Source organism: Nocardioides jiangsuensis (assembly GCF_019679455.1).
GTDB classification, from domain to species: domain Bacteria; phylum Actinomycetota; class Actinomycetes; order Propionibacteriales; family Nocardioidaceae; genus Nocardioides_C; species Nocardioides_C jiangsuensis.
This window is the reverse complement of sequence record NZ_JAIEZQ010000002.1, coordinates 700,143-720,543: the sequence shown is the minus strand read 5'-3', so window position 1 is coordinate 720,543 and position 20,401 is coordinate 700,143. Positions and strand designations below refer to the sequence as shown.

General features: G+C 72.0%; 20 protein-coding genes. 6 read left to right on the top strand and 14 right to left on the bottom strand.

Annotation, left to right across the window (positions count from 1 at the left end; genetic code table 11):
• Positions 1-166: 166 nt before the first annotated feature.
• The 7 genes from K1X13_RS11990 to K1X13_RS11960 form a co-directional block, all read right to left on the bottom strand.
• Positions 167-1,432, bottom strand: coding sequence for an MFS transporter (locus tag K1X13_RS11990; RefSeq protein ID WP_221025277.1), 1,266 nt, complete (start codon positions 1,430-1,432; stop codon positions 167-169).
• 45 nt (positions 1,433-1,477) lie between these two features.
• Positions 1,478-2,743 (bottom strand): YeeE/YedE family protein, encoded by a 1,266-nt coding sequence (locus K1X13_RS11985; protein ID WP_225914964.1) that lies wholly within the window; start codon positions 2,741-2,743, stop codon positions 1,478-1,480.
• Positions 2,744-2,887: 144 nt separating this feature from the next.
• Positions 2,888-3,832, bottom strand: coding sequence for a siderophore-interacting protein (locus tag K1X13_RS11980; protein ID WP_221025276.1), 945 nt, complete (start codon positions 3,830-3,832; stop codon positions 2,888-2,890).
• Positions 3,829-4,668, bottom strand: a complete 840-nt coding sequence (locus K1X13_RS11975; RefSeq protein ID WP_221025275.1) for an ABC transporter ATP-binding protein — start codon at positions 4,666-4,668, stop codon at positions 3,829-3,831. The genes K1X13_RS11980 and K1X13_RS11975 overlap by 4 nt, the downstream gene beginning before the upstream one ends.
• A 3-nt stretch (positions 4,669-4,671) precedes the next feature.
• A complete protein-coding gene (locus tag K1X13_RS11970) occupies positions 4,672-5,715 on the bottom strand; it encodes a FecCD family ABC transporter permease (protein WP_308249529.1) in 1,044 nt (347 codons plus the stop codon).
• Positions 5,712-6,767: a FecCD family ABC transporter permease gene (locus K1X13_RS11965; RefSeq protein ID WP_221025274.1), complete on the bottom strand. Its 1,056-nt coding sequence runs from the start codon at positions 6,765-6,767 to the stop codon at positions 5,712-5,714. The genes K1X13_RS11970 and K1X13_RS11965 overlap by 4 nt, the downstream gene beginning before the upstream one ends.
• Before the next feature lie 2 nt (positions 6,768-6,769).
• Positions 6,770-7,825, bottom strand: a complete 1,056-nt coding sequence (locus tag K1X13_RS11960) for an iron-siderophore ABC transporter substrate-binding protein (RefSeq protein WP_221025273.1) — start codon at positions 7,823-7,825, stop codon at positions 6,770-6,772.
• 208 nt (positions 7,826-8,033) lie between these two features.
• On the opposite strand from K1X13_RS11960, the gene K1X13_RS11955 reads away from it, so the two are divergent.
• Positions 8,034-8,309, top strand: a complete 276-nt coding sequence (locus tag K1X13_RS11955) for an HU family DNA-binding protein (protein WP_221025272.1) — start codon at positions 8,034-8,036, stop codon at positions 8,307-8,309.
• A gap of 129 nt (positions 8,310-8,438) precedes the next feature.
• On the opposite strand, the gene K1X13_RS11950 is transcribed toward K1X13_RS11955, so the two are convergent.
• The 5 genes from K1X13_RS11950 to K1X13_RS11930 are packed head-to-tail and all read right to left on the bottom strand — an operon-like array spanning position 8,439 to position 13,429.
• A complete protein-coding gene (locus tag K1X13_RS11950) occupies positions 8,439-9,407 on the bottom strand; it encodes a carbohydrate kinase family protein (protein WP_221025271.1) in 969 nt (322 codons plus the stop codon).
• Entirely contained in the window at positions 9,404-10,390 is a 987-nt protein-coding gene (locus K1X13_RS11945) for an SIS domain-containing protein (RefSeq protein WP_221025270.1), read from the bottom strand. Before K1X13_RS11945 ends, K1X13_RS11950 begins: the two co-directional genes overlap by 4 nt.
• Before the next feature lie 5 nt (positions 10,391-10,395).
• On the bottom strand, positions 10,396-11,229 hold the full coding sequence (locus tag K1X13_RS11940) for a carbohydrate ABC transporter permease (RefSeq protein WP_225914963.1): 834 nt from the start codon (positions 11,227-11,229) through the stop codon (positions 10,396-10,398).
• Between the two features lie 17 nt (positions 11,230-11,246).
• Positions 11,247-12,149, bottom strand: a complete 903-nt coding sequence (locus K1X13_RS11935; RefSeq protein WP_221025268.1) for a carbohydrate ABC transporter permease — start codon at positions 12,147-12,149, stop codon at positions 11,247-11,249.
• 35 nt (positions 12,150-12,184) lie between these two features.
• A complete protein-coding gene (locus K1X13_RS11930) occupies positions 12,185-13,429 on the bottom strand; it encodes an extracellular solute-binding protein (protein WP_308249528.1) in 1,245 nt (414 codons plus the stop codon).
• 167 nt (positions 13,430-13,596) lie between these two features.
• Here K1X13_RS11930 and K1X13_RS11925 point away from each other — a divergent pair, with 167 nt between their 5' ends.
• Together K1X13_RS11925 and K1X13_RS11920 are read left to right on the top strand one after the other, a co-directional pair.
• Positions 13,597-14,754: an ROK family transcriptional regulator gene (locus K1X13_RS11925; RefSeq protein WP_221025266.1), complete on the top strand. Its 1,158-nt coding sequence runs from the start codon at positions 13,597-13,599 to the stop codon at positions 14,752-14,754.
• A 252-nt stretch (positions 14,755-15,006) separates the two neighbouring features.
• Positions 15,007-16,239 carry an AI-2E family transporter gene (locus tag K1X13_RS11920; protein WP_221025265.1) on the top strand — a complete coding sequence of 411 codons (1,233 nt, stop codon included), beginning with the start codon at positions 15,007-15,009 and terminating at the stop codon, positions 16,237-16,239.
• On the opposite strand, the gene K1X13_RS11915 is transcribed toward K1X13_RS11920, so the two are convergent.
• On the bottom strand, positions 16,218-16,562 hold the full coding sequence (locus K1X13_RS11915) for a nuclear transport factor 2 family protein (RefSeq protein WP_221025264.1): 345 nt from the start codon (positions 16,560-16,562) through the stop codon (positions 16,218-16,220). The genes K1X13_RS11920 and K1X13_RS11915 overlap by 22 nt on opposite strands.
• 152 nt (positions 16,563-16,714) lie before the next feature.
• On the opposite strand from K1X13_RS11915, the gene K1X13_RS11910 reads away from it, so the two are divergent.
• Genes K1X13_RS11910 through K1X13_RS11900 form a run of 3 tightly spaced genes read left to right on the top strand, consistent with a single transcriptional unit; the run spans position 16,715 to position 18,419 of the window.
• Positions 16,715-17,044, top strand: a complete 330-nt coding sequence (locus K1X13_RS11910; RefSeq protein WP_221025263.1) for an ArsR/SmtB family transcription factor — start codon at positions 16,715-16,717, stop codon at positions 17,042-17,044.
• Entirely contained in the window at positions 17,041-18,015 is a 975-nt protein-coding gene (locus tag K1X13_RS11905) for a TIGR03086 family metal-binding protein (RefSeq protein WP_221025262.1), read from the top strand. The genes K1X13_RS11910 and K1X13_RS11905 overlap by 4 nt, the downstream gene beginning before the upstream one ends.
• Before the next feature lie 41 nt (positions 18,016-18,056).
• Positions 18,057-18,419, top strand: coding sequence for a TfoX/Sxy family protein (locus tag K1X13_RS11900; protein WP_221025261.1), 363 nt, complete (start codon positions 18,057-18,059; stop codon positions 18,417-18,419).
• A 111-nt stretch (positions 18,420-18,530) separates the two neighbouring features.
• Here K1X13_RS11900 and K1X13_RS11895 read toward each other — a convergent pair whose 3' ends face one another.
• Positions 18,531-20,279 carry a SpoIIE family protein phosphatase gene (locus K1X13_RS11895; protein WP_221025260.1) on the bottom strand — a complete coding sequence of 583 codons (1,749 nt, stop codon included), beginning with the start codon at positions 20,277-20,279 and terminating at the stop codon, positions 18,531-18,533.
• Between the last annotated feature and the right edge of the window lie 122 nt (positions 20,280-20,401).

Genomic DNA, 20,401 nt, shown 5'->3' with positions numbered 1-20,401 from the left:
CCCTGGGGATGGGGACTGCCCTCGCGATACGGAGATCGGCCGGGGGGATGGCCATGGGTCGAATGGTCGGGGGGGGTGACTCTCTTCGACCTGATCTCGTGACTCCAGAGTGACGGCTCGTCGGGCGGATCGTCTGCACATTGGCGGTGCACGCTTCTGCAATGCATCAAGATGCAGAATCGCGGGAGGTCACGCCCCGCGACGTGGTCCTCGCAGGACTCCCCCGGCCACCGCCGTACCCGAACGGCTGGACCGGCGGACGGGCCACCAGGTCGGCGATGAACATCCGCCGGGCGAGGAGCACCAGCAGCGCCGCGACCAGGAACAGCAGCGCGGCGGCCCGCCAGGCGGTCTCGTAGCCCGTCGCCCCGACCAGGGCGCCGAAGAGCGCCGGCCCCGCCGCCCCGCCGACGAAGGCACCGGCCTGGACCATCCCCGTGGCGACCCCCGGCGCGTCCCGGCCGACCCGGACCACCGCGTACAGCAGCAGTCCCGGCCACGACCAGCCCACCGCGAACGCGACCAGCCCGGCCGGGACCACGGCGTACGGCGACGGGACCGAGAGCACCGCGACCGCGACCGCGCCGACGAGCATCTGGACGGCGACCACCGGGAGGTTCCGGCCGTGCCGGCGGTCGGCCAGGTGGCCGGCGACGACCCGGACCACGATGTTCAGCGCGCTGCCGGTCGCCATCAGCACCCCGGCCTGGCTCGGGGAGAGCCCGACCCGGAAGCCCCACGACGCCAGGAAGGCTCCCAGCGAGTTGGCGGCGGCGCTGGCCACCGTGATCGCCACCGCCGCGGTGACCAGGGCGGCCATCGACGGGGCGTCCCGCTCGGCGGCGGCCGGGGCACGGTCCGGCCCGCCGCGCGGCAGGCGCAGACCCGACAGCGCCGCGAGCAGCCCGGCGACGCCGGTGAACACGAACGTGCCGCGCCAGCCGACCAGCACACCGACCGTCGGCACCGCCAGCCCGGCGACCATGATCGACAGCGGGATCGCGGACTGCTTCACGCCGAAGCCCAGCCCCCGGCGGTGCGGCGGCACCGCCCGGGCCATGGTCAGGTTGGAGGTCACCTGGCAGGCCGCGTTGGCGACCCCGAGGACGACCATCAGCGCGACCAGGACCGGGAACGAGTGCGCGACCAGGGCGACCCCGAGACCACCCGCGGCGGCGACCAGCCCGGCGACGACCGTGCTGGTCCGCCGCCCCAGCCGGTCCGCGAGCCCGCCGCCGAGCAGCGCGGTGGTGGCGGCGGCCGCGAAGAAGGCACTGACCGCCACCCCGAACCGGGTCTCGTCGAAGCCGAGCTCGGAGCGGACGAACACCGACTGGGAGCTGAGCAGGAACACCGGCAGCGTCCCGAGCGTCGTCATCGCGCTGGCTCCCAGCAGCATCCGGGTGACCGGCGGGACGCGGCGCGACAGCATGCCCCCGACTCTAGAAGTCACTCGACCTCCCGGTCGCCCGGGGCGTCAGCAGACGCCGTCCTCGGCGCGCGGGCGCGAGAGGCCGAAGAACGGCCGGACCCGCAGGCCGATCCAGGTGCCCAGGAGCGCCATGACGCCCCACACCCAGCCGTGCAGGCTCAGCGAGGCGATGCCCCCGAGGTAGGCCCCGATGTTGCAGCCGTAGGCCAGTCGGGCGCCGTACCCCATCAGCAGTCCGCCGACGACCGCACCGGCCGCGAGCCGGCCGGGGACGCGGCGGTGGAGGGTGAACGCGCCGGCCAGCGCGGAGGCGATCAGCGCGCCGGTCATGATCCCGAAGTTGGTCAGGCTGGTGCTCTCGGCGAGCACCGACCCCTGGAGGACCGCGGCCTTGTCGCCGGACCAGAAGCCCCACGTCGACGGGTCGGCGATGCCGAGTGCGCCGGCCGCCTTGGAGCCCCAGAGGGCGAACGCGGTGGTGACGCCCCAGGGGGCACCCGACACCAGCAGCACGCCGAGGTTGAGCACGGCCAGCGCCAGCGCGCCGAACCACAGCGGCCAGGAGCCGCGCAGGGCGCGGGCGACGCCCGTGGCGGTCGCGACCGGGGCGACCGGCGGCGGGTTCCGGCGCCGGCCGACGAGCACCGTCGCGCCGGCGATCAGGGCCAGGACGGCCAGGGTGACCGCGAGGCCGCCCCACGGCCCGCCGAAGACGTCGGCCAGGCTGACCGGTTCCAGCGCCGGCCGCTCCTCCCACCAGCCGATGTGCGCCGCACCGACGGTCGCGCCGGCCACGAAGCCGCCCAGCGTCAGCAGGATCGCGGTGTGCCCGCTGCCCACCGCGTACAGCGTGCCGGAGGCGCACGCGCCGCCGATCTGCATGCCGAACCCGAAGAGGGTGGCGCCGACGAGCAGGCCCACCCCGACGGGGGAGACGTAGCCGGCGACGTCGACGCCGGTCGGGCTGACGCCGGCGGACAGGAACGGCGCGAAGAGGATCGCGGTCGTGGCGATCAGGAGGGTGTGTGCGCGCAGCGCCCTGCCCTGGCCGACCGCGACGAGCTGCCGCCAGGCGGAGGTGAACCCGAACCGCGAGTGGAACAGGCCGAAGCCGAGGCCGACCCCGAGCAGCAGCAGTGCGGCCTGGGCCACGCCCTGGGTGACCAGGGTCACCGCAAGCAGTCCGGCCGCCAGGGCCACCCCGGCCAGCGCCACGCCGCGCTGGACGGGCGGCGCGGCGGGTGCAGGCGGCGGCGTACGGCGGCCGCGCTCCGCGACACGTTCGGGCTGGGTCAGCGTGGTCATCGGCATGCTCCAGTGCGTAGGGGACGTCGACCACCCAGAACACCCGAGCCGTTCCGCGTCATCCATCCCGGTCCGGGCATGTCAGATGGTGGACAAAACCGGCGCGTGTAGGCCCGGGTGCTCCGCCGCGCCGCCCGGGCCGTACGGGCGTCAGGCAGGAGCGGCCCGGCCCCGTCGCCAGTAGCCCATGAACGAGACCGAACGGCGGTCGACGCCGTGCTCGTGCACCAGCAGCCGGCGCAGCGCGCGCACCGTGCCGGCCTCGCCCGCGACCCACGCGTAGAGGCCCGTGCCGGCCTCCGCCGCGCTCTCCCAGAGCAGCTCGGCGTCGACGTCGACGTCCGCCCAGCCGACCGGCTCCGTGCGCGCCGCCGGCGGGCAGGCGGCCAGGAGCGCGCCGACGCTCGCCTCGAGCCGGGTGCCGTGCGGGTGGGCGCCGCGGGCCAGCCAGCGCACCTCCACCGCCGACGCGGTCGCGAGGTCCTGGAAGTCCGCCCGGTCGGGCACCTCCAGCAGCGCGTGGCCCGCGTAGCCCGGCGGCAGCGACTCCAGCACGGACGCGATCGCGGGCACCGCGGTCTCGTCCCCGGCCAGCAGCACCCGCACCGGGGCCGCCGGGTCCGGCGCCGGGGGCCGCCACTCGATACCGCCGTAGCGCTCGGAGTGCGCGTTCGGGCCGATCAGGGTCACCCGGTCCCCCGGACGGGCGGCGGCCGCCCACGCCGACGCCGGGCCGCCGCGGCCGTGCTCGTCGAGGTGCAGCACGAAGTCGACGTCGATGGTCGGCTCCGGGCCGGCGAGCCGCGCTGCGCGGACCGTGTACGTGCGCATGGCGCCGCGCACCGCGGCGTCGACCGCCAGCCACCGCCGGTACCAGCCCTCGGAGAGGTCGGAGAGGTCCGGGAGCGGATGGCCCGGGGAGGGCACCATCACCTTGACCCGCAGGTCCCGCGGGCCGCCCGGGCCGCACGGGTGGAAGCCGGCGAGGGCGGGTCCGCCGAACGTGAGCCGCACGAACGTCGGCGACAGGCGTACGGCGCGGACCACCTCGACGTCGAAGGCGAGGGCCGGGGTGGCCTCGGTCGCGGTGATCATGCGCGGGCCCCCGCGGCGACGGCTCGGGATGCGGCCGGCCCGGCCTGCTTCCGGCCGAGCGGGATCACCAGCGGGGTGCCCGCCACCGGGTCGTCGATCACCGTGCAGCGCATCCCGAACACGTCGCCGACCGTGGCCTCGGTGACCACGGCGCGCGGAGGGCCGGCGGCGACGACCCGGCCCGCCAAGAGGGCGACCATGTGGTCGGAGTAGCGCGCGGCCAGGTTCAGGTCGTGGAGCACGGCCACGACGGTCGTGCCACGGCGCTGGTTGAGGTCGGCGAGGAGATCGAGCACGTCGACCTGGTGCGCGACGTCGAGGAACGTGGTCGGCTCGTCGAGCAGCAGCACGTCGGTCTCCTGGGCGAGCGCCATCGCGATCCACACCCGCTGCCGCTGCCCGCCGGACAGCTCGTCCACCGTGCGGTGCGCGAGGTCGAGCGTGCCGGTCGCCTCCAGGGCCGTGGCGACGGCCGTCTCGTCGGCGGCGGACCACTGCCGGAACCAGCCCTGGTGCGGGGAGCGCCCGCGCCCGACGAGGTCCACGACGGTCAGCCCGTCCGGGGCCACCGGCGACTGCGGCAGCAGACCCATCACCCGCGCCACCTGCCTGGTGGGCAGGTCGTGGATCGACCGGCCGTCGAGGAGCACCTGCCCGGCGGCCGGTCGCAGGAGACGGGCCAGCCCGCGCAGCAGGGTGGACTTCCCGCATGCGTTCGCGCCGACGATCGTGGTCACCTTCCCCCGCGGGACGGTGAGCGACAGCTCCTCCACGATCGGCGCGGCGCCGTACCCCAGGGTGAGGTCGCGGGCCCCGAGCGTGTGATGTCCGGACATGGTTCAGCCTCCTCGGCCGACACGGCTGCCTGTCACCAGGAGCCAGAGCAGGAACGGCGCCCCCAGGGCACCGGTGACGACACCCACCGGGAGCACGGCCCCGGGGACCAGGTTCGCGGCGACGAGCTCCGCGGCCAGCACGACGAGCGCGCCGACGAGGCCCGCAGCCGGCAGCGACACCGCACCGCCGAGCAGCCGGCGCGCGATCGGACCGGACAGGAAGGCCACGAACGCGACCGGGCCCGTGGCCGCCGTCGCCACCGCGGCCAGGGCCACCGCGAGCAGGAGGAGGCCGAGCCGAACGCGCGCGACCGGGACACCGAGCCCCGCCGCGGCGTCGTCGCCGAGCTCGAGCCCGCGCAGCCCGTGCGCGAGATGCGCGGCGACCGGGAGCAGCAGCCCGGTCGCGAGCAGCAGGTGGGCCGCCCGCTCCCAGGTGCTGTCGTTGAGCGAGCCGTTCAGCCACACCATCACCTCCGAGGCGGTGCGGATGTCGGACCGGGTGAGCAGGTACGACGTCACCGCCTGGAGCAGCGCGGCGCAGCCGATCCCGACCAGCACGAGCCGGTGGCACGACGCGCCGCCGCCACGCGCCATCACGTGGAGGGTGAGCGCGACGAGCAGCCCGCCGGCCAGGGCGAGCCAGGAGACGCCCTGGCCGCGCACGCCGAGCACGACGATCCCGAGCACCGCCGCGGCACTCGCCCCGGAGGTGACACCGATGACGTCGGGGCTCGCCAGCGGGTTGCGCAGCAGGGTCTGGCAGACCGCCCCGGAGACACCGAAGGCGGCCCCGGCCAGCAGGCCGACCACGGCCCGGGGCAGCTTGTTCTCCATCACGATGAAGCTCGCGCCGGGGATCTCCGTGCCGCCGAGGATGCGCAGGAAGTCGGGCATGGTGACCGTGTACGTCCCGAGCAGCACGTCGACGAGGAACATCGCGAGCACCGCGACAGTCAGCGCGGCGACCGTCCGTCGTACCCGCCGGCGCCGGGCCCGGTGCACGGACCGGACCAGCGCCGCGGGCCGGTCGAGAAGGACGCTCACAGCGCCACTCCCCTGCTCCGGCGGACCAGCCAGAGGAAGACGGGCGCACCGAGGACGGCGGTCATCACGCCGGCCTGCACCTCGCTGGGCGGCAGCACGAGCCGTCCGGCGACGTCGGCGCCGACCAGCAGCGCGGCCCCGAGGAGGCCCGAGAGCGGCAGCACCCACCGGTAGTCGCCGCCGACCAGCGCCCGACCGACGTGCGGCACGACCAGCCCGACGAAGGCGATCGGGCCGGCGACGGCCGTGGCCGCGCCGCAGAGCAGCACGACACCCAGGGCCACCACTGCTCGGCTCAGCGCCACCTTCTGGCCCAGGCCGCGGGCGAGGTCGTCGCCGAGCGCCAGCCCGTTGAGGGCCCGGCCGGTGCCCAGGGTGACCACGGCGCCGACCGCGAGCAGCGGGACCACCGGCGCGACGTCACCCCAGCTGCGCCCGGCCACGGACCCGATCTGCCAGAACCGGAAGGCGTCGAGGGTCTCCTGACTGGTCACGAGCACCCCGTTCGTCAGCGACGCCAGCCCCGCGCTCAGCGCCGCCCCGGCCAGGGCCAGCTTGACCGGCGTCGCGCCCTCGCGGCCGAGGCTGGCCACCGCGTAGACGACGACCGCGGCGATGCCGGCGCCGAGGACGGCGAACCAGACCAGCGACGTGAGGCTGCTCTGTCCGAGGACGAACATCGCCGCCACGACCGCCAGGGCCGCCCCGGCGTTCACGCCGAGCAGCCCGGGGTCGGCCAGCGGGTTGCGGGCCACGCCCTGCATCGCGGCGCCGGCCAGGCCGAGGGCAGCTCCGACGAGCAGACCGATGACGGTCCTCGGCACCCGCGAGGCGATCACGGCATGGTCGCCGTCGGCCGGGTCGAAGTCCGTCCACGCCTCGACCAGCGTCGCCCACGAGAGGGGTCGGGCGCCGAACGCGAGGGACGCCACGCAGGCGAGCAGCACGAGCGCGGCGGCGAGCAGGACCCAGCCCGGCGCCGTACCCCGGCGAGCGGACCCGGTCTGCGCGACGCCGCCCCCGCGCGCCGCGACGGTCGTGGAGATCCCCATGCTCAGCCGGCGTTGTCCGCGGCCTCAGCGAGCTGAGGAAGGAACGCGTCGAGCGCCCAGGGCAGGCTGAGCGGGCTGGCCGCGGAGATGGCCAGGGTCAGCGTCTCGTCCGGGTCGGCGACCAGGGCGCCGTCGCGCACGGCCGGGATCTGGCCGAGCAGCGGGTCCTGCTCGATCTGCTGCTTGGTCGTCGCCTCGGGCACCCACGTCACGAAGACGTCGGACTCCAGCTCGTCGGCGCGCTCCGGGGACCACTCGAGGAAGAACTGGTCCCCCTCGAGGCTCTCCTCGACGATCGGCGCCTGCTCCATCCCGATCTGGGTCAGGAAGCGGGGCCGGTTGTCCTCGGTGGTGTAGATGTTGATGCCCGCGCCCTTGTCCGGCTCGAGGTTGCCGTAGATGAACGTCGTGTCCTCGAGCTGCGGGTACCTCGCGGACTTCTCCTCGATCGTCGCCTCGGTGTCCTCGACGAGCTGCTCGGCCTGCGCGGACCGGCCGAGCGCCTCACCGATCATCCGGGTCGACTCCTGCCACGGGGTCCCGTAGGCGGTGTCGGGGTAGGCGACGACCGGGGCGATCTTGGAGAGCTTGTCGTACTCCTCCTGCGTGAGGCCGGAGTAGGTCGCCAGGATCACGTCGGGGGTGAGCTCGGCGATCGCGTTGTAGTTCACGCCGTCGGCCTCGGAGTACTGCTGCGGGGCGTCCTCGGTGCCGAGCGCGGCGCCGGCCTCCTCGAGCGCGGCGTCCTTCCAGGGCGTGGACTCCTGCTCGTTGCCGCCCCACTCGTCGGCGGGCATGCCGACGGGCACGACGCCGAGCGCGATGGACACGTCGGCGTTGACCCACGACACCGTCGCGACCCGGGTCGGTTCGGACTCGATGGTGGTCTCCCCGAACGCATGCTCGATGGTCACCGGGAACGCGTCGCCCGCGGCACCGGTCGAGGAGCCCGCGCTCTCGGCCTCCTCGCCGCCGGCCGGGCCGGTGGCGCAGCCCGTGACGGTCAGCAGCAGGGCCGCGGTCACGGCGGCGATGGTGGGTGGTGGCGCGATGCGCATGTGTCTCCTCGACAGGCTGGGCCGACAGGCAGGTAAGGGTCCCCTTAGTCGGATCATGCCAGATGAGGTAAGGCTTACCTAACTTGGGTCACGGATCGCTGTAGCATCAGGCTTTGTGGACGTTTACAAAGCCGCAGAGCGGAAACGGTCCACCGGGTCGCCGCCTCATGGCGGCGACGCGCCCAACGTCGAGACACAAGGAGTCACCATGAAGAAGGACGATCTCGTCCAGGCAGTTGCCGAGGCCGCAGGGCTGAACAAGGCTGAGGCCGACCGCGCGCTCTCGGCACTCGTCGAGACCGTCGTCTCTTCGGTCGCGGCAGGCGAGCGTGTACAGATCCCCGGGCTCGGCACGTTCGAGTCCCGTGAGCGCAGCGCCCGCGAGGGGCGCAACCCGCAGACCGGCGAGACCATGCAGATCGCCGCGACCACGGTCCCCGGCTTCAAGGCCGCTGCCGCGTTCAAGCAGGCCACTGCCAAGTAGCCACTCCCCCGGCACGGCGCACCGCCGGCCGGGAGCACAGACTCGAGGCCAGGGGCCCTCTTCCGTCACGGAGGAGGGCCCCTGGTCTCTGTCGTCGGCGGGAACACCGGCGCGCCGTCGCGCCTGGGCTCAACCGATCTGCGCGGACTCCCCGCTCTGCCAGAGGTCGTGCGGGAGCAGTGGGATGAGCTCGTCTCGTGCGGGATACCGCGACACCGACTCACGCCCCACCACCGTCGAGGCGACGCGTACCCCCGTCGCCAGCGCGGTCGTCATGTCGGCGCCATCGACGAGCTCGGAGAGCATTCCCGCGGCCAGGCTGTCACCGGCCCCCGTGGTGTCGATCGCGGTGACGGGCGGCGCCGAGACCGCGACGAGCTCCCCCTCGGGGCTCCGCGCGACCACACCTCGCTCCCCGAGCTTCACGACCACCCATCCGGCACAGTGTTCCCCCAGCTGCTCCGCTGCCCTCCTGGGGTCCGTCTGCCCGGTCAGCGCGACAGCCTCGGACTCGTTGGGAAGGAAGACATCGACGTACGGGAGCATCCGCAGCACCTCCTGCACCGCGTCTCCCGTCCAGTCATCCGGGTCCCATCCCGTGTCGAAGATCGTGACCGCGCCTTGCTCTCGAGCCCTCCGGAGAAGGTCCCGTGTCGCATCACCGCGAAGGCCCGGCAGGGAGAAGTACCCGGTGACCAGGACCAGGCCTGCCTGTGACGCCTCACCCGGGAGGTCGGACTCGTCATAGTCCGCGAGAACACCGTGCGCCGTGAGGAAGGCGCGCTCCCGGCCCGGTGCCTCGAGGGCGATCGAGATACCGGTCTCCCGCCCCGCGTACACCTGAAGGTCCGCGGCCACGCCTGCGTTTCGCAGCTCATCTGCCACCCACCGTCCGGCCTGGTCGTCGCCGACGGCGCCGAAGAGGCGATGCTGGACCCCTAGGGCGGCGAGCGCGAGCGACACGTTGCCTGCAGCGCCCGCGGGCCGTACCGCGATGCGCTCGATCACGTCGTCCCCTCCTGGCTGGGGAAGGCGGGTGACCGAGCTCGCCAGCACGTCGAGCTGGACGTTCCCGATGACGTGCAGCGACCGGCTCATCGGCCGTCCAGCTTGATGTCGTCCTGCTCGTAACGGAAGCCGTCGGCTCGCAGGCCGCGTCGGGCGGCGAGGCTCCACCCGAGCAGCTGCAGCGGCAGGATCTCCAGCACCGTCCCGGCGAGTGCGGACGGGGGCTCCGGCAGCGTGAGGACGGTGAGTGCCTCGTCGGGCTCCACGTCCGACCGTCGCGTGACGAGCAGCGTCTGGCAGCCGAGGCCGCTCAGCTCGCGAGCCAGTCGTACCTCCCGGTCGTCACCTACGACGATGCAGGCGCAGCTGTCGTCGACCGGCTCCATCGGGCCGTGCAGGTAGTTGTACGTCTCGTGCGCCGCGGTGTGAGCCCTGGCCGCCTCCCGCAGGAGAAGTGCCCCTTCGCCGGCGGTGGCGTTGGACGCCCCCGAGCCGACTACGTCGATGATGCGCGCACGGTCGAACCGCTCGGCCACGGACTCGACGACCGGCTTGGCCTCCGCGATCACCCGTTCGGCCAACCCGGGCAAGGCGGACCAGTCACTGGTCGTGCCGCTCCAGTGCTCGCCGAGAAGCCCCATGGTCTGGAGCGTTGCCGAGTACCCCGTCGTGTAGACGGGACTGTCCGGCCCACTCTCCATGGGCAGCAGCTCGTCGACGACCTCCGCGAGCACGGAGTCGACGAAGTTCGTGACCCCGACGCGTCGCACGGTGACCTGCCGCAGAGCGGCCACGGTCTCGGCGCTCCGCCCGGACTCACTGATCCCCACGTACACGTCCGCCACCGGTCCGGCCTCCAGCAGTTCCGACGCCGGCACGGCGAACGCTCGTAGACCGAGGTCGCGCCAGACCGGCGCGACACTCCTGGCCACGTGCTCGCTCGCACCGATGCCGACCAGGGCAACCACCGACCCCGGGTCGGGCGGAGCCAACCGCGGCAGGGCGTCCTGCACTGCCTTGGCGCTGGCTGCCAGCACCGCCGGCTGGGCGTCGATGCCTTCTTGGAATCGCAACAGGGTCAGCCTTTCACTGCTCCGGAGGTCAGGCCTCCGACGATGTAGCGCTGGAACAGCAGCGCGAGGACGAGTGGCGGAACGGTGGCCAGGACGCCACCGGCGGCGATCAGGCCGAAGTCGGAGGAGTACTTCCCGGTGAACTCCGCGATGGCCACGGGGATCGTCTTGGACTGGGTGGTCGAGGTGAAGATCAGCGAGTAGAGGAACTCGTCCCAGGCAAGGAGAAACCCGAACATGCCGGTGGTGAGAAGTCCTGGCCGCGCGAGCGGCAGGATCACCCGGACCAGCGCGCCGAGTCGTGTGCACCCGTCGACCCGAGCCGCCTCCTCCAGGTCCGCCGGCAGGCTGAGGTAGTAGTTGCTCATCGTCCACAGGCAGAACGGCGTGACGATCGAGCAGTAGGTGATCACCAGGCCGGTCTTCGTGTCGAGCAGGTCGAGGTTGGCCAGGGCAAGGTAGAGCGGGATCACCAGGGCGATCGGCGGGAGCATGTAGATCGCGAGGAAGGTGAACAGCGAGGTACGCCGGAACCGGAACTTCAACCGCGCGAAGGCGTAGCCGCCGAGCGCGCCGACCACCAGCGACACCAGGGTCGTGAGCGTGGCGACGATGAAGCTGTTGACCATGGCCTGCCGGAAGTTGGCGGCCACGTCGGCCTCACCGGGCGCCGATCTGAAGATCGCCTTGTACCGCTCGAGCGTGGGGTTCTCGGGCCACCAGTGAGGATGCGGCGAGAGCAGTTCCGCGGAGGGCGAGACGCTGGAGATCAGCAACCACGCGAACGGCGCGAGGACCACCAGCGCCATCACCACCGCGGCGACGTGGATGCCGATCATGTAGCGCCTGCCGGGCCTCACTCGACACCTGCCATCTGCCCCTGCCGCAGGAGCCGGAGGTAGGCCATGGCGAGTGCGAAGACCGCCAGGACGATGAGGTACGCCAGCGCGGCCCCATAGCCGAAGAGCTGATTGGAGAAGGCCTGGAGATAGGTGTAGAAGGCGACCGTCTGCGTGCCGCTCGCCGGTCCACCGCCTGTCATCACGTAGATGATGTCGAAGACCTTGAACGCCTCGATCGTGCGCAGGATCAGGACCACGGCGATGGCCGGGGCGAGCAGGGGCATCGTGATACGCCAGAAGCCGCGCCACGCGCTGGCCCCGTCGATGCGCGCAGCCTCGTACAGGTCGTCTGGAATGGTCTGCAGTCCGGCGAGGATGAAGAAGACCACGATGGAGGTGTTCTTCCAGACGTCGGCGACGATGACCATGTTCAGCGCCAGGAACGGCGTCCCGAGCCACTGGACCGGGGTGTCGGAGATGCCCACGGTGTCGAGCAGTCCGTTCAGTGCGCCGTACTGGCCGTTGTAGATCCAGCGCCACAGCGCACCGTTGACGATGGTCGGCAGGGCCCACGGCAGGACGACGATGCTACGCCACAGCCACCGCGCTTTCAGCGGAGCGTTGAGCAGCAACGCGACGGCGATCCCCAGCGTCAGCTCCAGGAACGTCGACACCAGCGTGAAGTACATGGTGTGCCCGAGCACGGTGTAGAAGGCGCTGTCTTGGAAGACCTTCACATAGTTGTCCAACCCGACGAACGGGTAGGAGCCCGGCATCGGGCTGGTGATGTCGTAGAGCGAGACCACGAAGGTCCGCACGACCGGGTACAGCACCACACCGAAGACGACTACGGCGGCCGGCAGGAGCAGGAGCAGGGCGAAACGTCCCTCACCCTTGCCGCCACCCGAGCCAGCCACCCGACGCCGGAGACGGCGAGGGGTCGACGCGGCGCTCAAGACTCCAGCAGCGACGAAGCCTTGGAGGCTGCGTCGTCCAGGGCTTGCTGCGGCGTCTTGTCACCGAGCAGGGCCAGCTGGATCTCTGCCTGCAGGGCTTGCGACATGGCGTTGTAGCTCTCCACCTGGGGGCGGAGGATCAGGTCGCCCAGCTGCTTCTTCGCCTGCGGGACGACCGCGGGGTTGGTCTTCACGACGGCGGGGTCGTCGTAGGAGCTCTCCCACACCGGCAGGGAGCTGAGGGCGTACTTCTCCTGGACCTGCTGGCTGGTGACGTACTCGACGAACTTCCAGGCGGCGTCCTGGTTCTGGCTGCCCGCCGCGACCGCGAGCGCCATGCTGCCGTTCACACCCGGACGGCCGGACGGTCCGCTCGGGGTCTGGAGAACCTGCACGTCGCCCGGCACCTGGCTCTCGGCCGGGTCGTTGGCCAGGCCGTACATGTATGTCCAGTTCAGGGCGAGACTCGCCTGGCCCGACGAGAAGACCCTGCGGACGTCCTCCTCGAGCGACTGGGTCGAGGTGGGGTTGCTGAGCCCGTCGACGATCGTCTGCCGCATGAACTCGAGCGCCTGCACACCGCCCTCCTGCTGGAACGCGGGCTGGCCGCTGTCATCGAGGAAGCTGCCCCCGAACGCGCCGAGCAGCTGGGCGTAGTCGCAGATCAACGCCTCTGCCTGCTGCCAGGACCAGATCAGCGGGTACTCGACGACACCACCCGACTTCAGCGCACGCGCCGCGTCCAGCACCCCGTCCCACGTATCGAGCTGGGCCGCGTCCACGCCGGCCTTCTGCAGGTGCGCGGAGTTGTAGAAGAGGTACTTGGTGTCGAGGATCCACGGCACCCCGTAGAACTTCCCGTCGTACTGCGGGGTCGCCACCGCGCCGCCGAGCATCTGCTGCTCCCACGACGCCGGCCACCGGTTGGTCACGTCAGCGACGACGTTCTTGCTGCCGAACTCGGCCGGCCAGATGACGTCGATGAGCACGACGTCGTACGTGCCGGCCGGTGCCGCGGCGACGATCTTGTCGTGCAACGCCTCGTAGGAGACGAAGTCGGCACTCACCTTGATTTCAGGGGTCGCCTTCTGGAAGGCGGAGACCATCTCGTTGATGTTCTCCTCCGAGTAGCCGGCCTGCTTCATGAACAGGGCTCGGATGTCGCCCTTCCCGCTGCCGGCCGCGCCCTGCTCGCCCCCACCGCCGAGCCCGCACGCCGCGAGGAGACCCGCGAGCCCCACGGCACCGCCGCCGATGAGAAAACCTCGCCGGGATGGCCTGACCGCCAAGATCTCCGAGGCCGTCGAAGAGTTCCTCACCATGAGAGCTCCATTTATTAGGCAACTTGCTTATTGATTGGCAATATAGTCAGCAGCCGAGAAGGCCGTCAAGGGATTCAGGAGGGCACATGCAGGTGCAGGTCGCCGCTCAGCAGTCCGGCGTCCAACGTGTGCTGGCGTTCCTCCTCGAGGAGCAGGATCCGGTAACGCGGCCACTCGTCGCGTCGGCCTGCGCCCTCTCGCGCCCGACCGTCTTCGCGGCAGTGCAGCAGCTGGAGAGCCTGGGGCTCGTGGCGGTCACCGGCCAGCAGAGCGGGTCGCCCGGCCGATCCGCCACGCTCTACGAGGTGGCCCCCGGGGCCGGAATCCTGGCCGCTGTGGACATCGGCGGCAGCAACCTGCGAGTCGCGATCACCGACCTCCGCGGAAAGCTGCTCGCGGAGGGCAACGAGCCCACCGCGGAGGCCGGAGGCCCGGCCATCACCAAGCAGGCGATCGACCTCGTGCACTCCGTGCTCAAGTCGTCGGAGGCGGCTGGAGCCACGCCCACCCGGGTCGCGGTCTCCGTCCCCGGCGTCGTCGGAGCCGACGGCAGCACCGTGCACTACGCCTCCAACATCGACCAGTTCACGGCCTTCGACTTCCGGACTCCACTGAGCGACGCCCTGAGCGCCCCGGTGGTACTCGACAACAACGTCAACCTGGCGGCGTTGGGAGAGCGATGGCGCGGGGTCGCCCGAGGTCTGGAGACCTTCGCCGTGGTCGCGGTCGGAGCCGGGATCGGCGCCGGGATCGTCCACGAGGGAGTCCTGCTCCGGGGCGCGCACGGAGCTGCCGGGGAGGTCGCGTTCCTGCCGCCGTTCGGTAGCCGGCGCAAGGTCGACGCGGCCGCGCACGACGAGGCCGGAGGCCTGAGTCTCCTCGCGGCCGCACGAACGCGGTCCGGGTGGACCGCTCCTCCGCCCGTCACGGTGGAGGAGCTCTTCGTCCGGGCGGCCGAAGGCGAGGAGCCGGCGGCATCCCTGGTGGAGGAGGAGTGCACCCGGGTCGCCTCGGTCATCGCCTCCCTCTGCGCGGTCATCGACCCCGAGACGGTCATCCTCACCGGTGGTGTCGGGGCGAACGACCTGCTCATCGCGCGCGCCGGAGAGCTGGCGCAGACGATGACCCTCTTCCCCCCGTCAGTGGTCAGGTCCGGCCTGGGAGAGCGGGCCAGCCTGGTCGGCGCGATTCAGCTCGCCGCTCAGTCGGCGAAGCTCCACCTGATGGAGACCCTGAACGTCTGACGTGTGCCCGGCGCCCGGTGTCCGGCCGGCGCCGGGACTCTGCCGAAGTTGGACGTGCGGATCAGGCAGTGGATGCCCGTGGTCCGGTTCACCGCCCGGCGGGGAGCTCCCGGCGCACGTGGGAAGATCGGCGTTCGCCGCGCGCGAGCGGCAGGCGACGACCATGATGGAGGCGGCGGCGGTGTCGCCGCCCGACGTCGCGCCCGCGCGGGCGTGGCGACGTACCAGGACGGTCGACGAGGCGGGTGACACGTGGCCGGAGCGCTCACCTCGAGCGAGGACGACGCAGCCGCCGGACGGCGCGGGCGGTCGCCGCGGGTACCCCCCTGGTTCCGGCGGGGTGTCATCTTCATCCTGCTCGCCGTCGCAGCGCTGCAGGTCGCGGAGTGGCTGTTCTACAACCTGCGCAGCTTCCTCGGGCTGCTGTTCCTGGCCTGGCTGTTCAGCATCACCGTGGAGCCGCTCGTCGACGTCGGCGTCCGGCGGGGCATGCGTCGCGGCCTCGCGACCGCCATCGTCATGTTCGGCCTCGCCGCCGGCTCCGTGGCCTTCTTGGTCGTGTTCGGTGCGCTGCTCGTGGACCAGCTCTCCGAGCTCGTGACCGCCCTCCCCGGCGTGGTGGGCGACGTCGTGGACTGGATGAACCGCACCCTGGGCACGACCTTCCAGCCCCAGGACATCAACGACTCGCTCCAGCTGACCCCCGAGCGGATCCAGCAGCTCGCCCAGGAGCTGACGCCGGGCGTGGTCGGCATCCTGTCGTCGCTGGTCGGGCTGCTCTTCCAGGCGCTCACCCTGATCCTGTTCGCCTTCTACATGACCGCTCAGGGCCCCCAGCTGCGCGAGACCGTGTCGCGGTGGTTCCCGCCGCGACAGCAGCTGGTCATCTCGACCGTGTGGGAGATCGCCGTCGTGAAGACTGGCGGCTACGTGGTGTCACGGCTGCTGCTGGCGCTGCTGAGCAGCCTCCTGACCGGGGCCTTCCTCTGGTTCCTCGGTGTCCCCTACTGGCTGCCGCTGGCGATCTGGACCGGGCTCGTCTCGCAGTTCATCCCGACGGTGGGCACGTACCTGGCGATCGCGGTGCCGGCGCTCATCGCGTTGGCGCAGCAGCCCCTGGACGCGCTGTGGGTGGTCGCCTTCGGCGTCGTCTACCAGCAGGTGGAGAACTACTTCTTCGCACCGCGGATCACCTCGCGGACGGTGGAGATCCATCCCGCCGTCGCCTTCGGCGCCGTGGTCGCCGGCGCCGCGCTCTTCGGGCCGCTGGGCGCGCTGGTGTCGGTGCCGGTCGTCGCGGCGATCGAGGCCCTGGCCCAGACCTACGGCCACCGCTACGAGTTCGTCGCCCAGGACGACGACGCCCAGAACGACGCCGCCCAGAGCGACGCCGGCCGGGGCGACACCGCCCAGGCCAGTACGCCGGGCGCCCCGCCCGTCGAGAGCGCCGGTGACCCGGAGGGTCAGGCCGGCCCGACGGTGTAGACGACCGTCTGCACGCGGATCATGCCGTCCCGGAAGACGAACGTGTCGATGCCGTCCTCGACCTTCCGCCCGCCTCCGGTGGCCTTCCACTCCAGGTAGAGCACGTCGTCGACGAACACGGTCTCCAGCTCCCACTTCGCCTGCGGCAGGTCGGCGAGCAGCTGGGTGAACACCTCCCGCGCGCCGTCCCTGCCGCGGTAGACCTTCTTCTGCACGACCAGGATCGCGTCGTCTGCGTAGTCGGCGAGGATCCCCTCGAGGTCCTCGCTGCCGAGGGCCTGGCCGTGGTGGGCGAAGACCTCCTCCGGTGTGCGTGTCGCCATGTCGGTGCCTTTCTCGAGGGCCTGGATCCGGCAGCCGACCGCCGGCGTTTTTCAGTGTGCGTCGCGGGCATGCGGTTGTCCACGCCCCACAAGAACCACCCGGAGACCCGTCCGCTTGTACGAATGCGTTAGTCACGGCTAACGTATTGCCTGTGCCCGACCTCCTGTCCGCTGCAGCCGAGCCGAACCGCCGCAGAATCCTGCAGCTGCTCGCCTCGGGGCCACACACCGTCACCGAGGTCGCCGCGAACTTCCCGGTGACCCGCTCCGCGATCTCGCAGCACCTCGGTGTGCTCGCCGAGGTCGGCCTGGTGACCCACCGCAAGCAGGGCCGACAACGGTTCTACGAGGTGCTTCCCGACGGGATGGCCCGGCTCCGCGCCGAGATGGACCGGTTCTGGACCGACGAGCTGGCCCAGTTCACCGCCGACGCACACGCACTGCCCCACCGCACCTTCACAGATTGGGAGAGACCCACATGACCGCCGAGAAGACCACCCTCCTGCCCGTGTCCCCCGACGAGGCGTTCGCCCTGGTCACCGAGCCGGAGCGACTCCGCCGCTGGCAGACCGTGTCCGCCCGCGTCGACCTCCGCGCCGGCGGTGACTACCGCTGGACCGTCGTACCCGGCCACGTGGCCTCCGGCTCCTTCCGCGAGGTGGTCCCGGGCCGGCGCGTCGTGTTCGGCTGGGGCTGGGAGGGGTCGGACGACCTGGCCCCGGACACCTCCACGGTCACGCTGACCCTGGAGCCCACCGAGGGAGGCACCCTCGTCAGGCTGGTGCACGAGGGCCTGACCGCGGAGCAGGAGGTCAGCCATCTCGAGGGCTGGGACCACTTCTTCGACCGTCTGGAGCACGCCGCGGTCACCGGGGACGCCGGGCCCGACGAGTGGGCGGCCGCCCCTGCCCAGCTCGACAAGCTCACCTCCGCGGACGCGACCCTGGCCGTGTGCCAGCACGTTCTGCGCGGGCTGACCGAGGCCGACCTGGACACGCCGACCCCCTGCAGCGAGTTCACCGTGCGCCAGTTCGTCGACCACCTCGTGGACTCGCTCACCGGACTCGGCGCGATGGCGGGCGGGACCGTCGAGGTCGACGCGACAGGCACTCCCGAGGTGCGCGTGGCCGACGCGGCGCAGCAGGCGTTGGAGGCCTGGAACCGGCGCGGTCTCGAAGGGTCGGTCACGGTCGGGCCGAACGAGATGCCCGCCGACCTGGCCGCCAACATCCTCTCGCTCGAGTTCCTGATCCACGCCTGGGACGTCGCCGAGGCCACCGGCCAGAAGGTCGTCGTCTCCGAGCAGGTGACGGAGTACGTCCTTCAGCTCGCCGAGCAGGTCATCACCCCCCAGGCTCGTGAGGGCGGCGCGTTCGCCCCCGCGGTGGAGGTCGCACCCGACGCCCACGTGCTCGAGCGCCTCATCGCCTACTCCGGCCGTACCTCGGCCTGAACCGACCACCGACATCTGACGAGCACGACAGGAGATCCGGGATGCAGATGCCCAGGCCGTCCGAGAGTGACAAGGACCGCTTCCGCGACCTGATGCCTGCGACCCCGCAGGTGGAGGTCAAGCCGATGTTCGGGAACCTGGGAGCCTTCGTCAACGGGAACATGTTCGCCGGGCTGTTCGGGTCCGCGGTGGGCGTGAAGCTGTCCGAGTCCGACCGTGCCGAGCTAGAGACGGTCGAGGGGGCAGGCCCGTTCGGCCCGCCCGAGCGCCCGATGGGCGGCTACCTCTCCCTGCCCGACGCGTGGGCGGACCACCCGGAGCTGGCGGCGGCGTGGGTGGAGCGGGCGTTCGCGCACGTGTCGACCCTGCCTCCCAAGGCCAAGAAGGCTCCGAAGAAGCGCTGACCACGCCCGGTGCGGTCGGGGTGCGCAGACCCGACCGCGCCGGGTCTGCGCGACGCCTCAACCGGCGGACTCCATGTTCTTCGTGACCACGTCGAGCGTCCGTTGCAGCGGTCACAGTCGCAGCACCAGCAGCGCGATGTCGTCGTCACCGGCGCCGGCGATGGCCGCGGTCTCGACGAGCGCGTCGCAGAGCTGCTGGGACTCGAGGTGGCCCAGGTCCGCGAGCGCCGCGGCGAGGTTGTCGATGCCCTGGTCGATGCTCTCGGCCCGCCTCTCGACGAGTCCGTCGGTGTACAGCAGCAGCGTCGAGCCCTGCACCAGGTCGACGGTGTGCTCGTGCCGTGGCGTCTCGGGCGTGACCCCGAGGAGCAGGTCGGGCTCCGCCTCGAGGCGGGTCACGGTGCCGTCCGCACGACGCAGCAGCGGGGGAAGGTGCCCGGCGTTGCTCCACCGGAGCCGGCGCGTGCCGGCCTGCGCCTGCGCCGGGTCCTCGTCGATGCGGGCCACGACCGCGGTTGCCAGCGTGTCGAGCTGCAGACCTCGCAGCGCTGCGTCGAGGCGGGCGAGCAGGCGGGAGGGGCCGTCGTGGGTGTCGAAGGCGAGGCCACGCAGCAGGTTGCGGACCTGCCCCATGGCCGCCGCCGCGATCTGGTCGTGCCCGTTGACGTCCCCGACCGACAACACCGTGGCGCCGGAGGCGTCCACGAAGGCGTCGTACCAGTCACCGCCGATCTGGGCGGCCTGCTCCGCCGGCTGGTAACGCACCGCGATGGTGAGCGCGTCCGGTGTGGTCGGCTGCGTCAGCGACGAGCGCTGCAGGATCTCCGACATCTGCCGTGCCGAGTCGGCGGCGGCCAGGTCCGCCTCGCGACGCCGCACCCGGTAGAGCGCCTGGGCGCACTGCGCGGCGACGCCCCGCAGCAGGCCCAGCTCGTCCTCGCCGAACTCGCGTTCGGACCACCATGACACCCCGAGGGCGCCCAACAGCCGGTCACCCACCTGCAACGGGAGCGTCGCCCACGCCACCCGTCCGGTCGCGTCGTACAGGGCCTGGGTGGCCGGGGACCAGGCGAGGCCCGCGTCCTTGGTACGGAACAGGAGCGTCTCGCCCGTCCTGGCCACGTACGGCGCCGGCAGCGGACTGGTCAGCGGCAGCTCCGCGTAGCCGACCGGCGCGTCCGCCCCGGGCCGGTCGCTGATCGCCAGCCTGACCAGGTCGGCCTCGTCGTCGCGTACCGCGAGGACACCACCGTCGGCGCCCAGTACCTTCAGGCAGTCGTCGAGCACGATGCGCTCCAGGTCCCGCACCGTCTCGGCGCTGACCAGGGCGAGCGCGATCGCCGACAGCTGGTCGAGACGGTCGGCGGCCAGCCGCTCGGCAGCGCGCAGCAGCGTCAGCTCCCGTTCCTGGTGCTCCTGCCGTTCCCGCTGCGCGAGCGCGACCTCGGTGACGTCGCTGCCCGTGGCGACGATGTGCGTGACGACGCCGTCCTCGTCCCGGACCGGGTACAACGCCAGGTCGACCACGCGTTCCCGGCCGTCACCGAGGAAGTACCGGCTGCGAGCTCGCACCGCCTCCCCGGTCCGCACCGAGTCCTCGCACCAGCGGCGGACCTGCTCGGAGACGGCGGGGTCGGGGCTCCACCATCCACCCGCCCAGAACGGTCGGCCCAGGATCGTGGCCCGGTCCAGCCCGCACCCCTCGATGGACAGGGTGTTCCCGGCGAGGACCCGGCCGTCGCGGTCCAGGATCCCGGAGAAGAGCAGCGGCGTGTCGTACAGGCCCTGGAACCAGCGTCGCACCAGGACAGGGTCGAGAGGCTGGGCCGGGTGGTCGTGCACGTCCGGTCGATCGGTCATCCCCTCGATGCTCTCACCGCCAGCGGTGCGCGACCCCGAGGAGACCGTGCGGATCTTCAGCGGTCCACGCCCTGGTCGGGATCCCCGCCACGGCCCGGACGGCCGAGGGTCACCGCCTGACC